General features: G+C 45.3%; 9 protein-coding genes and 1 other RNA gene. 5 read left to right on the forward strand and 5 right to left on the reverse strand.

Annotated elements, in window-relative coordinates:
• The first annotated feature begins 2 nt into the window (after positions 1-2).
• Genes HUG20_RS17415 through HUG20_RS17435 form a run of 5 tightly spaced genes read left to right on the forward strand, consistent with a single transcriptional unit; the run spans position 3 to position 9,558 of the window.
• Complete coding sequence (locus tag HUG20_RS17415; RefSeq protein WP_200085939.1) at positions 3-914, forward strand: isochorismatase; 912 nt, start codon at positions 3-5, stop codon at positions 912-914.
• Positions 915-925: 11 nt separating this feature from the next.
• Positions 926-8,068, forward strand: coding sequence for an amino acid adenylation domain-containing protein (locus HUG20_RS17420; protein ID WP_200085940.1), 7,143 nt, complete (start codon positions 926-928; stop codon positions 8,066-8,068).
• A complete protein-coding gene (locus HUG20_RS17425) occupies positions 8,065-8,256 on the forward strand; it encodes an MbtH family NRPS accessory protein (RefSeq protein WP_200085941.1) in 192 nt (63 codons plus the stop codon). The genes HUG20_RS17420 and HUG20_RS17425 overlap by 4 nt, the downstream gene beginning before the upstream one ends.
• A 5-nt stretch (positions 8,257-8,261) precedes the next feature.
• Entirely contained in the window at positions 8,262-8,831 is a 570-nt protein-coding gene (locus HUG20_RS17430) for an MFS transporter (protein ID WP_200085942.1), read from the forward strand.
• Positions 8,832-8,862: 31 nt separating this feature from the next.
• Entirely contained in the window at positions 8,863-9,558 is a 696-nt protein-coding gene (locus HUG20_RS17435) for a 4'-phosphopantetheinyl transferase family protein (RefSeq protein ID WP_200085943.1), read from the forward strand.
• A 137-nt stretch (positions 9,559-9,695) separates the two neighbouring features.
• Here the strand turns inward: HUG20_RS17435 and ssrA are convergent.
• The 5 genes from ssrA to HUG20_RS17460 form a co-directional block, all read right to left on the reverse strand.
• Positions 9,696-10,069, reverse strand: a transfer-messenger RNA (tmRNA) gene (gene ssrA, locus HUG20_RS17440).
• Positions 10,070-10,152: 83 nt separating this feature from the next.
• Positions 10,153-10,815: a hypothetical protein gene (locus tag HUG20_RS17445; RefSeq protein ID WP_200085944.1), complete on the reverse strand. Its 663-nt coding sequence runs from the start codon at positions 10,813-10,815 to the stop codon at positions 10,153-10,155.
• Entirely contained in the window at positions 10,812-11,537 is a 726-nt protein-coding gene (locus HUG20_RS17450) for a hypothetical protein (protein ID WP_200085945.1), read from the reverse strand. The genes HUG20_RS17445 and HUG20_RS17450 overlap by 4 nt, the downstream gene beginning before the upstream one ends.
• Positions 11,524-12,420, reverse strand: coding sequence for an ATP-binding cassette domain-containing protein (locus HUG20_RS17455; protein WP_200085946.1), 897 nt, complete (start codon positions 12,418-12,420; stop codon positions 11,524-11,526). The genes HUG20_RS17450 and HUG20_RS17455 overlap by 14 nt, the downstream gene beginning before the upstream one ends.
• Positions 12,417-12,803 carry a GntR family transcriptional regulator gene (locus HUG20_RS17460; protein ID WP_200085947.1) on the reverse strand — a complete coding sequence of 129 codons (387 nt, stop codon included), beginning with the start codon at positions 12,801-12,803 and terminating at the stop codon, positions 12,417-12,419. The genes HUG20_RS17455 and HUG20_RS17460 overlap by 4 nt, the downstream gene beginning before the upstream one ends.
• Positions 12,804-12,902: the final 99 nt, after the last annotated feature.

Raw genomic sequence — 12,902 nt, forward strand, 5'->3', positions numbered from 1 at the left:
TAATGGGGATACCTTCCATTTCAAGTTATCCGATGCCATTAGAATCTGATCTGCCTAGAAATCGTGTGAATTGGACATTTGAACCGAAACGAGCGATTCTACTCGTTCACGATATGCAAAACTATTTCCTTTCCGCTTACGATCAGCAACAACCGCCCATCCCTGCATTAGTACAAAATATCCAAACATTAAAAGCAGCGAGTCAAGGGGCGGGAATTCCCGTCGTCTACACTGCCCAACCAGGGGGCCAAAGTTCCGAAAACCGAGGACTGTTGCAAGATTTTTGGGGCAAGGGTATTCCGGATGATGCTGATCAGACATCCATTATGACGGGATTAGCCCCGGAAATTGAAGATATTCAATTAATAAAATGGCGTTACAGCGCATTCAAAAAAACTAGACTGTATGAATATATGCAAGAAGAAGGACGCGATCAATTAATCGTCACAGGAATCTACGCGCATATCGGCTGTCTTTTGTCGGCTTCTGAAGCGTTCATGCTTGATATCAAACCATTCTTTGTCGGGGACGCATTGGCCGACTTTTCAATGGAAGATCATGCTTTTGCCCTTCAATACGCAACAAAACGTTTCGCAATGACAATGTCTACTGACCACTTGCTCAATGAGATTGATAAAGCAAAAGATACAAAATGTGAAAACGAAAATGTGGGGATCGTCCACAAGCAAGTGGCAGACATATTGGAAGAAAATCCGGAAGATGTCAGTGAATGTGAAGATTTGTTTGAGCGGGGATTGGATTCTGTCCGGCTGATGAGCCTTGTTGAGCGATGGCGATCGTATAATGAATCGGTTACGTTTGTAAAATTGGCAGAAGAACCGACGATAAAGAACTGGAGATTGCTCGTAGAAAACCATTCTAAGTCAAGCTTGCCAAACCAAGATTATATGTAGGGGGGGAAAGTATGTCAACCGAGTTAGCGCTTAAAATGCCTTTAACCGATGCCCAATCGGGCATCTGGTTTGCACAACAATTGGACCCGTATAATCCTTCGTATAATACCGCGGAATATGTCGAAATAAAAGGAACGATTGACACTGCTTCTTTTGCAAGAGCCGTTTCTCAGGTCATTCAAAAGACAGAAACATTGCATAGCCGTTTTGGTGGGGAAATTGAAAAACCATGGCAAGTATTGGACCCGGTTGTTTCATATTCTTTGCCTCTTATGGATGTTTCCGAACAACCGGACCCTTATCTGGCTTGTGAAGAAAGGATGAATGCAGAGCTTTCACGTCCGGTGGACTTGTACTCTGATCGGGTTTTTGCCATGATCCTTTTTAAGCTTGCCAATGACCACTATATTTGGTTTATCAAAATTCACCATATTGCCATAGATGGGTTTGGCTTCTACTTATTTACTCAACGAGCCGCCGAACATTATACGTATGATCAGACAGGCGCTTCTATCCCGGTAGCAACGAAGGCGAGGTTTGATGAACTAATCAAAGAAAATCAAGAATATAAAGCTTCGAAAACATTTGAACGTGATCGTCAATTTTGGCTGGATCGTTTTGCCGATGATCCGGATATTGTCAGTTTTAGCAACCGAACGGAGATGGTCAGTTCCTCTGCTTTAAAAACAAGCGGACAGCTCTCTGCTCATGATGTTGAAACGCTTAATAAAACTTTTCAAAGTTGGCATCAAGGGATCTTCGCAGCGATTTCCATCTACCTACACCGTTTAACAGGAGCGAAGGATGTTGTTCTGGGAATGCCCATAATGGGACGTCTAGGCTCTGTTGCATTGACGATCCCGAGTACGGTTATGAATATCGTTCCCCTTCGTCTAACACTAAGTCCCAATATGACTATTCAAGACTTAAACAGGCAAATCTCTCAAGAGATGAAACAGGTTAAAAAACATGGAAATTACCGCCATGAGCATATGCGACGTGATTTAAATCGGGTGGGTAATGAACGGCGAATCTTTGGTCCGCTTGTAAATATTGTCCCTGTGGACGAGCCTCTTTATTTTAACCGTATTAAATCAAAACGGCACCCGCTGGCAGCTGGTCCAGTGGATGATCTAACCATCAATGTATATGACCTTACAGGAAATGAAGGGTTGCGCTTTGATTTTGAAGGTAATCCTGCTATTTACACAAACAAAGAATTGCACACGCATCATAAACGTCTTCTCACGTTCATTCAAACCATCACCCAAGTGTCCCCGCAAACCCCCATTGCCAGCCTTGGGCTTTTAGATGAAGAAGAGAAGTCTCGTTTGCTTAATGAGTATAATCCGATGCTGACTGAGCTGGATGACGTATTTTTAACGAAAAAAATAGGAAGATTGGCAGCGACGAATCCTGAGGCAATCGCATTGAAATGTGAAGACCGTGCCCTTACTTACAAGACTTTGAATGAAGAAAGCAATCGTTGGGCTCGCTACTTCCTTTCAAAAGGCATTGGTCCGGGGGACTATGTTGCGATTGCCCTTCCGCGTGTCTCCAGCGTAGTGATCGCCATGCTAGCGACACTCAAAGCGGGGGCGGCCTACATTCCGCTTGATATTGATTATCCTGCGGAGAGACTGCGTTATATGATAAAAGATGCTGATCCCGTTTGCATTGTGACGACTGTCACGTTTGTAACATTATTGCCGGAACAAGACGCTAATCCCATCATTATGCTGGTCGACCATGTTAACGACCAGCCCTGGAATGATTGTTCTTCCCAACATTTAACGCCAACCGAGTTCTCTGTAGCTCCTGGGGAAGAAGACCCTGCATATGTCATTTATACGTCAGGGTCCACAGGCAGCCCCAAAGGTGTTGTGATTCCAAGAAAAGGTTTGCATAATTTCATTGAAGATATGCGTGAACGTTTTCTATTGAATGAACGCGATGAATGGCTTGCAGTTACAACGATTGCTTTTGATATTTCTGCCTTAGAGCTTTATCTCCCACTTACCAGCGGGGCCTCGGTTCTGTTCGCTTCTAAGGAAAGTGTACAAGAACCGGGTAAACTATCTTCGCTGATGACCCGCCAAGAGGTCACCTTCATGCAGGCTACCCCTACATTGTGGCAAGTATTAATGAATCACGCTCCGGCTAGCCTGGCGGGTCTTCATGTACTGACTGGGGGAGAAGCGCTCCCTAAGCATTTAAAGGATCAGCTACTGGCCCATGCTTGCGAAGTTACAAATTTATATGGACCGACGGAAACAACGATTTGGTCAACAGCTAAATTGATTGACATTGAAGACGCAACGACGCCTTCAATTGGAAAGCCTATCACTAACACGAGCGTTTATGTACTTGATAACGGACTGACACTAGTTCCTGAAGGGACGATAGGAGAACTATATATTGCTGGAGAAGGGTTGGCGTCCGGCTACCACGGAAGACCGGCACTGACAGCGGAACGATTTATTGCTGACCCATTTGGAAAGCCTGGCTCTCGTATGTACAGAACCGGAGATTTGGCAAGATGGCTGGAAGATGGGAGCCTGGATTACTTGGGACGTGTTGATCATCAAATTAAGTTGCGAGGTTTCCGGTTGGAACTTGGGGAAATTGAAGAAGTCTATGCCGGGCATTTTATGGTCGAACACATCGTTGTTACCATACGTGAAGATACCTCTGGGGATCCATGGCTAGTGGCTTACATTATTCCGGCAACCGGAGATCCTATTGACAGTGAACAGGTGCGGGAATACGGTCGAAAGTATTTGCCTGATTATATGATCCCTTCGGCGTTTGTAACACTTGAGAAGTTTCCGGTCACACCAAATGGCAAAGTGGATCGAAAGGCGCTCCCCGTCCCTTCGATTTCTCATGGGAGGGAGAAAAAACTTCCGCGTACTTCACAAGAAGAGGTTCTCGCTGCTCTTTTTAAAGAGGTTCTTCCTGGAGTGGATGTCGGAATTGATGAAGACTTTTTTTATTTGGGAGGGCACTCCCTTCGAGCTGTACGTCTCGCAAATCGAATAAAGGATGTATTCGGCGATGAGATTGGTATTGGAAAAATTTTTGATTTCCCTTCAGTTGAAAGACTTGCCCAGCAGTTGAACGGTTCGAAAGAGTCCTTCCAGCCGGCGCTCATTAAACAAGAACGACCCGAACGTGTGCCTCTTTCATTTGAACAGCGCCGTTTATGGTTTCTTTATCAAATGGAAGGGCCTCAACCTACGTATAACATTCCTCTCGTTACTTGGATTCGGGGCGAGCTGGATCTTGAGGCACTGGAGCAAGCACTCTTTGATGTGGTCCGTCGTCACGAAACACTGCGCACCATTTTTCTCGAAAAAGATGGAGAAGCAGAACAGCTGATCTTGCCGATTGAACAAGCGATTCCCGTTTTGTCAATCACAGAGTGCCAAGGGGAAGATATTCAAGCCTATTTGAACGAAGCAGTGCAAACGTCTTTTAAATTGGAACAATCCCCTATGCTCAAAGCCCAAGTGTTTAAACGTGGGGCAGGCGATCACGTGTTTATGCTCCTTCTTCATCACACGATTGCTGATGGTTGGTCACTAGCGCCGTTGAACCACGATTTAAGTCTTGCTTATACGGCAAGAAAAAAGAAAACAACGTTAACATGGCCAGAATTGCCATTGCAATATGCGGATTACGCCATCTGGCAAAAACAATGGATTCGTGAAGTGGATAACCCTGAAAGCCATTCCGGAAAACAGTTAAACTATTGGAAAAAAGCGCTGCACGGTTTGCCCGAACAATTGGATCTCCCATTTGATGGACAGCGGCAATTCAGTGGAAATGTTTTAGGTGACACGGTGGAGTTTGCATGTTCGGACGTGACGCATAAACAGCTTCTTGATCTTTCCAAGTCCGAAGGCTGCAGCCTTTTTATGGTACTTCAATCCGGACTTGCGGCATTGTTATCTCGCTTAGGTGCAGGCGCCGATATTCCAATTGGAAGTCCAATTGCCGGACGAAATGACGATCAGCTTACCGACTTGATCGGCTATTTCGTGAACACACTTGTATTACGTACAAATACAGAAGGTGATCCCCCTTTTCATGAATTACTCCAGCGCGTCAAACGTTTCAATGTGAAAGCTTACAAACACCAGGACCTTCCATTTGAAGTGCTGGTCGAGCATTTGAATCCCCAGAGGATACAGGGGAAGAATCCATTGTTTCAAGTCATGCTGGCGTTCCAAAATACGCCGGAACACAGCCTGGATCTTCCGGAAGCCACTGCTGTTTCTGAAATTCGAACGGTTGGCGCTGCCAAATTCGACCTTACATTTGAGATTGAAGAAAAACGTGACAATAAAGGCCAACCATTGGGTTTGAACGGAATGATTGAGTACCGGACGGATCTTTTTGCGAAAGAAACGATTGAACAGATGGCCTTCCGTTTTATACAGTTGCTGAAGAATGCAGTCGTAGATCCCGCAACAGCCATCAGCCAATTAAACGTGCTCACACCTAATGAAAAACACTTTCTTTCACAAAAAGAGGATACTGGAGAACATCGCACATTTCTTCCACCTCAAATTTTTGAAGAGCAAGCGATGTCAAATCCTGAAGCGGTTGCAGTGGTCTGCGGAGAAGAGAACGTTTCGTATCGAAGCCTAAATGATCAAGTCAATCAGATTGCCCGTTTGTTTATTAGTTATGGGATAGGACCTGGACATTTCATCGCGATTGCCTTGCCACGTTCTATCAATATGATTGTTGCCATCTTGGCTACGCAAAAAGCCGGAGCAGCGTATATTCCTTTGGATCCGTCTCACCCCAGAGCCCGCCTTGACTATATGATTGCGGATGCACATCCGACGTGTATTGTCATGAATTCGGAGGTGAGACTGTCTGCCCCGAATGCTCTGCTGTTCACCTTGGATGATCGTGATACAACTGCTAAAGTCCATATGTTTGATAAGGGCAATATCGAACAATGGGAACGAACGCGCGCTTTATCCATTGAAGATGCAGCGTATGTGATTTACACATCGGGATCGACCGGAAAACCTAAAGGTGTTGTAATCCCCCATCAAAATGTATCACGTCTTTTCTCGGCTACAGAAGGGTGGTTTTCATTTACAGCGACTGATGTATGGACGCTATTTCATTCATATGCATTTGATTTTTCCGTCTGGGAGATGTGGGGCGCTTTTCTTAATGGCGGGAAGCTGATCATTATTCCACACGAAGTTTCACGAAACCCAGAAGCTTTTCTTGAGGTGCTCGTCAACGAAAAAGTTACGGTTCTCAATCAAACGCCCTCTGCTTTTTATCAATTGATGCAGGCAGAAACTGACTGGGAATATCTTCAGGAGCAGCTTTCTCTTCGCTATATCATTTTCGGCGGGGAGGCACTCGACTTTTCCCGACTCCAGTCCTGGTATGACCATTTTCCATCGGATAAGCCACAGCTTGTTAATATGTATGGCATTACAGAAACCACCGTACATGTGACTTATCAGCCGCTCAGCCGAGCAATGGTCCACTCTTCAGGAAGTTCCATTGTTGGCAAGGAAATTCCTGATCTAAACGTTTATGTATTGGATGAACAATTGCAGCCTGTTCCTGCCGGAGTGACCGGAGAAATGTATGTAGCTGGGAAAGGCCTTGCCCAAGGATATCTCGGCAAGCCTGCATTAACAGCCGAGCGTTTTATTGCCAATCCTTTCGGCGAACCGGGGAGCCGCCTGTATCGAACGGGGGATATGGCTAGATGGAATCTGGATGGAACACTTGACTATTTGGGCCGTGCGGATCATCAAGTTAAAATCCGCGGCTTTCGAATTGAGCTGGGGGAGATCGATCACGTTATTCTTCAGCACAAAATGGTCAAGGAAGTTGCGACGGTCGTTCGAGAGGACCGACCCGGAGATCAACGAATTGTTGCTTATGTCGTATCTGCCGGTGAGGAAAACGTCGATACTTGGGAACTTCAAAAGCAGACTGGAAGCATGCTGCCCAATTACATGCGTCCTTCAGCCTATGTATCGATACCGAATTTACCGCTGACACCAAACGGTAAACTTGATCAACAAGCGTTACCAGCGCCAGATATGAAAAAGCAAACAGCACATGCCATAACCGCACCCCAAACCCCGCATCAAGAGATGTTGGTTGAACTTTTCAGCGAGATCCTTGGTGTAACGCGAATCGGCATCCACGATGGATTCTTTGATCTTGGGGGCCACTCTTTATTGGCGGTTACATTAATGAGCCGAATCCAAGAAACATTTGGAGAGAAAATGAGCATCGGAACATTATTTGAATCGCCCACCGTAGAAGGTTTGGCTGAAAAAATAGAGAGCGGGGAGCAACATGCCGCTCTTGATGTACTCCTCCCACTGCGGAAAAGCGGAGAAGAACAGCCCCTGTTTTGCGTTCATCCCGCTGGTGGGCTCAGTTGGTGCTATGCAGGGCTTATGAGTGCCTTGGATCAAAAATATCCATTATATGGGCTTCAAGCACGAGCTATTTCCGAACCGGAGAAACGCCCAAATTCTCTCGATGAAATGGCAGCTGATTATATCCGGCAGTTGAAAACTGTTCAATCAGAAGGCCCTTATCGGCTGCTCGGTTGGTCTCTAGGTGGAAATATTGCACAGGCAATGGCTGTTCATTTACAAGCGGAGGGCGCTGAAGTATCGTCCCTCATTATGCTGGACGCTTATCCGGATCAATTTTTCTATGATCCTGAAGAAGAGAGTAATGTCGTCATGGGGTTGCTTGCGTTGGGGGGATTTGACATCGAGAATTTAGAGGGAAAGGAAATTTCTCTTCAAAATGCGATCGAATGGCTGCGCCAAGAAGGAAGTGCGCTTGCCAGCCTTGATGACGAAACCATCCAGAATTTAAAAAACAATTACGTAAACGCGGTAAAGTTATTAAATGGATATCATCCGCAAACATTTGATGGGAACGTTCTTTTCTTCCGCTCGACCATTATCCCCGAATGGTTTGAAGGCATTGAACCAGAAAGATGGTCTCCTTATATTAATGGGACTATTTATCAATATGAGATCGAATGTGCTCACAAGGATATGTGCCAACCAGGGCCTATTGCGGAAATCGGCACCTACATTACTAACTATCTCAAAGGGGGAAGCTTATCATGAATCCATTTGCCCAAGATGCATCTCTCTATTTTGTTTTACAGAATGCTCAAGGCCAATTTTCACTTTGGCCATCCTTTGTTCAAGTGCCAGAGGGGTGGACTGTCTTACTCGAAGACGAATATGAAATATGCGTGCACTACATTAATGCAGAATGGCATGATCTAACGCCTAAAGGAGAAAGATCATAAGAAGCATGATAAAAATCAGAACCCCGAAAGCTGCCACTTGCACCGTTTACGTCATGTCGATGTTTATGGTTTCCATGGACACGACGATGCTAATTGTGGCATTGCCAGTGATTGCGCATGAATTCGGCGTCTCACCGAGTAGCGTTTCGTCCGTTAACATCACCTATTTGGTCAGCCTTGCCGCCTGTCTTCCGGCGGCCGGGTGGATCGGTGATCGTTTTGGCAGTGAACGAGTCCTTCTGATCGCAATAACGGTATTCACCGTAGCCCCTCGGCCATACGATTGGAGCCATCCAATTTTCTGTGTTTGCCAATATTTCAGGGCCACAAATGTCCTATTTCAAGTTCAGAATCGAATCGGGGCAGCAATTGGAATCGCAATTCTGGCCAGTGCTCTCTCCATGTTTGGATCCGGAGCGGCCGGTGGTTCAGATGATGGGCTTTTCGCCTATAGGGTTGCAATGCTTACAACAGCTGGATTTCTTCTGGTTGCCTTGGCACTATCAAGTCGAATCCATGATGCTGACGCGCAAATTGCTATGAAACGATCAGCTGAACAAGCAAAGGCCGGGTAGTCATAAAATAAACAGAACGGAGGCGGTTCATGTGACGATAGAGCTGTATACCTGTTCGTTTCCCCGACATTATAGTCAGCACCACCTCTCCATAACGGTAGATAAACTACCGAAAATTTCACAAGAAAAAATCAAACGTTTTCATTATTTGGAAGATGCGTACCGAAGCGCACTCGGAGAAACCCTTGTTTTACATCTTCTTGAAAAAAAATATGGGGCAACTGTAAGAAAGGGAATTAGAAAGGAAATAACTGAATACGGCAAACCGTATTTTCCTCAGTATCCTTTGTTTCATTATAATCAATCGCATGCAGGAGAATGGGTGGCTTGTGGCTTGTACCATCAAGAAATCGGAGTTGATGTGGAATGCATTCAACCCATAGATAAAAATATCTTAAAGAGCTGTTTCACCTCTAGTGAACGATCATTCATTTTCCATGCGGATGACTCAGATGCAGCAGCATGCCAGGTTTGGAGCATGAAAGAAAGTTACGTCAAAGCAGAAGGGAGAGGGCTTTTTTTACCGGTAGATTCTTTTGAGGTCCTGCCCACTGGTGAAGGGTATTTCATGGTCCAACAGAAAAGCGATACTGGGAGAGATCAAGAGGCTTATGGATGTTCCTATCCACTTCAAGAAGGCTATCAGTTGTCGGTTTGTGCGCTTGGTGCTGTGAGAAGTGATTTTCCTTCAACAGTTATTTTCCAGGATATAGAACATATTTGTTAATCTCTAAAAATTAACAGGTGTTGGGCAAACGAAAAACAGATGCTTAAAAGAAACACCTGTTAAACATGCATATTGTATTGAGAACGTTTTTGTTCACATTGTTCCCACAGCCTCTATAAGCTCTGTCATATAAGTATTGGTGGAGACGGCGGGAGTTGAACCCGCGTCCAGAAATATTGCCGCTTAAACGTCTACGAGCGTAGTCGCCGTATTATCATTCGCTGTCATTTCAGCCCGGCGACGGGCTTACATGCAGCTAGTCTGATTAGTCTCTTCTGCCGGCCTCAGACGGTGGCCGGTCAGCGTAGCCCGCTATGAGTGAGACCCTTCAAACTTCCACGCGGGCGATGGAAGGAAGGATCCGCAACTGTTACGCAGCTACTGGTGCAGCTGGTGTTGCGAAAGTTTCTTTAGCTTTGCCAGTTATTATTGGCGTGGGCCTTTCTCGAGCATGCCCAGCTCGGCTCGCAGTTTAAGCTCAATCTATCCCTGTCGAATCCGTATCGTCCCCGGATAAGCAGAGGAACTTCCCTCTGGACATTATATGATAGCATGTTACCAGAGAGATGTAAAGGGGGTATTTTATTTTCTTCGCTATTCCATCACATAAGTCACATTCTCCATCGTATCCACGTCAAGATCCGCGGGAACACGTAAATAAAGGAGCGTACGCCCTTGCTGACCGGCGAAGATGTTGTCATCCTCTTCGAATTGATGAAAAGGAAAAGGCTCCTCGAAAACGCTATATTCCACTTCAAACAATTCCGGTTCAACGATGGTCAATGTGTCATCTTCCACGTCCACTTCGGGAGGATATGGGTTTGCGACTTCCTGACCTTCAACTGTCGATGGGACTTGATAATAGGCGATTTCCAAACTGCTATCATTTTCTTCTTTTTCTTCGATATAGATGGATAAATTGATCCTGTCATTGTCCGGTGTTTCCAACGCCAACTGCTCCTCATCGTAAGCAAATGCCCAGTGCTCATGGAGATACGTGTCATCAAGATCGCCGCTTTGCGCCGCCTCCTGTAACTGCTCACCTTCCTGAGCAACGGTTTGAGCGTCAAGTCCTTCGCCGGCCGTTTCATGTTGATTTGCAATCACTACAAACAACAGCATGGAAACGACTAAAACAACCGCATATCCGCCCATGAGCCATAATGCTCTTTTCCCGCGCAAAGCTGTTTTTGAAACGAAACCACTGATCAGCACAATCAAAAATACAAATATAAACATTTGCAACAGCATGCTCATCTTTTCACCTCTAACCGGTTCGATATCAAGCCCGAAACTGTAAAAAGAACCGCTATGCTCAACACTGCTTTTATTACAAACATGGGGAATGAAGACTCTTCAAAGAAAACTCCCATTGCATTCAAATTCAGTACGTTCGTCACAGCAATAATCGTCGCGGGAACGACAATCACCCATACCCAATGCAACTGTCCGAGCATGCCCACGAAATACCCGAGGGCGCTGAAAAGAAAAATGAACAAAACAGCTGCCGTTGTCCCCGTCAACATATACAACGGATCCGTATATCCGCCGGATACGAGCACATCTTGATAGCCGGCACCATAGTACATGAGCACTTGCAATAAAAAACCGGATAATACTGCTGTGATCCCTCCCGCGACACTGAAAATACCAATAAATATAATAGACGAAAAATGGCTGGTCATTCGATTGGTAACAAACGCAAAGGCATCCTCCCTGTAGGCTTTCGTTGTGAGCAACAGAGAACTAATAAAGCCCCAAACGATGGTAACCCCCATCACAACATCCGCCGTGTAATATTGGACTTCCATCTCAGTGGCGACACCACCGTAACTTGACATGGCAGTGCCGTTAAAAGATAAAAGGACGCCAAGTAATTGTACGATCACGAGTGTGGCAAACACATCAAGGTAAGCTTTGAACTTGTAGCGCACTTGATTGGCAATCACACCGGTTCGGCTAGCTTCAGTCAAAGACATCGTCTATGCCCCCAGTCGTTTTCGCGGTAAGGTAAACACAGGCATCACTTGCTGATATCGGGAAGAGATGAATGCCCGCCTGCTTCATTTTTTGCAATTCTGCCGTCGAAAAGTCATTCCTTGCCACAACATAGACATTTTTAGGTCCAACCTTTTTGGCATATAAAATGTCCCGATGAATAAGCCACGGATAGACCAAATCTTCTTTTCCGGTGAAACCAATGGTGGTGTCTTGCAGATCTTCCATCGACATGTGCAAAGATTTCTCTCCATCATCCATGAGGACAACCTCTTCCAAAATATCCTCGATTTCTTCGAGATGGTGGCTTGATAAAAGCATCGTCCGCGGATAGGCAATGTAATCTTTTAACAAAGCACGGTACATATCTTTTCTCACAGCCGCATCCATGCCATTTGTTGGTTCATCAAGAATGGTGAGCGGACAGCGAGCAGCAATGCCAAGTACCATGTTAAATGTGCTACGCTGCCCTTTGGAAAGGTGCTTATGACGTTGATTACGGTCCAGATCGAAATAAAGAATAAGTTGTTCGGCCAATTCCCCGTCCCAATTGCCATAAAAGTTCCCCGCTTCCTTCATGATGTCGGCGACTGTCAGCGTCGTCGGAAAATGCATGTCTTCATCGATAAAAATCGTATTTTCCGATACAAACAAGTTATTAAATGGCCGCTTGGAAAAGACGTTCACCTCACCTGACGTTTCCCGTAAAAATCCGGCGATAATTTTCATTAAGGTCGTTTTTCCGGCCCCATTCCGACCGACAAGTCCGACGATTTTGTTTTCATCGATCGTCATTGATAGTCCGTTTAGCGCATTTGTTCGTTTATAGGATTTCGCCACATCCTTACACTCGATGATAGTCATTGTTCGTCCTCCTTGCTCCCGGCCTTTACAGTTCTTAACAGTGCGATCAATTCTTCTTCGTTTATACCCAGTCGTTCCGCTTCCCGAACGATATTTTCCATCATACTTTTTAAATTTTGGTTCTTGCGTTTATGGACGATGATCGCTTTGGCCTCGTTTGTAACAAACTTACCAAGCCCTCGTTTGTCGTACAAAATTTTTTCCTCCGCCAGTTTCGTTAACCCTTTGGCCGCCGTCGCCGGATTAATGTTGAACATGTCCGCAAGCGTGTATTGGGAATACACCTTGTCATCGATTCCAAAGGCCCCATTCAAAATTTCACCTTCGATCCATTCGGAAATTTGGATATAGATCGGCTTTAGTTCATCTGGATTAAGAATCAAGGCTTCTCCTCTCTTCTACATCAGTGCATTAGTTGTGTAACCTAGTATAGTAGCCACTGGTGAAAAAATCAATAGAGTCATGTACACAACTGCTACCAA

The organism is Salicibibacter cibi (assembly GCF_016495865.1).
In the GTDB taxonomy this organism is placed as follows: domain Bacteria; phylum Bacillota; class Bacilli; order Bacillales; family Marinococcaceae; genus Salicibibacter; species Salicibibacter cibi.